Genomic DNA, 553 nt, shown 5'->3' on the forward strand with positions numbered 1-553 from the left:
GTACCCCCCGGCCTCCGCCGCGCCCTGGTCCGGCACGGCCTGCACCGCACCTTCCGCACCCTGCGCCTGGCCGCCGCCCTCCGCCGCCACGCGCGCGCCTCGGCCGGGCGCGGACAACACAGGCTGCGGGCGGTCCTGCTGCGCCTTCACTACCGAATGCAGCGGCTTCTCCCCCTGCGCGCCGACCGCGCCCTCTTCGCCGCCGACCCCGCCCCCGACCGGGGCTGCGACCCGAGCGCCCTGGAGGCCGCGTTCCGCGCGCACGCCCCGCACATCCGCACCGCCTGGCTCGGCCGCCCCGGCACCGCCGCCGACTTCACCGCGCTCGCCCGCTCCAAGTACCTGGTGCACAACGCCGGTTTCGGGCCCGGCCTGGTCAAGCGCCCCGGCCAGGTCTACGTGCAGACCCGGCAGGGCACCCCGCTCGGCCACACCGGCCTCGACCTCCGGGAACGCCCGGCGGCCGCCCACGGCACGGACTTCGCCCGGCAGTTGCGCGAGGTCGACCAGTGGGACTACGTCCTCTCCGGCAACCGGCACTCCACCCTGACCT

The 553-nt window shown here is 77.2% G+C and carries 1 protein-coding gene; it reads left to right on the forward strand.

Annotation, left to right across the window (positions count from 1 at the left end; translation table 11 throughout):
- On the forward strand, positions 1–553 hold a 553-nt coding region (locus CCN33_RS29770), incomplete at both ends, for a CDP-glycerol glycerophosphotransferase family protein (protein ID WP_208621971.1).

This window comes from Streptomyces recifensis, assembly GCF_002154615.1.
In the GTDB taxonomy this organism is placed as follows: Bacteria; Actinomycetota; Actinomycetes; order Streptomycetales; family Streptomycetaceae; genus Streptomyces; species Streptomyces griseoluteus.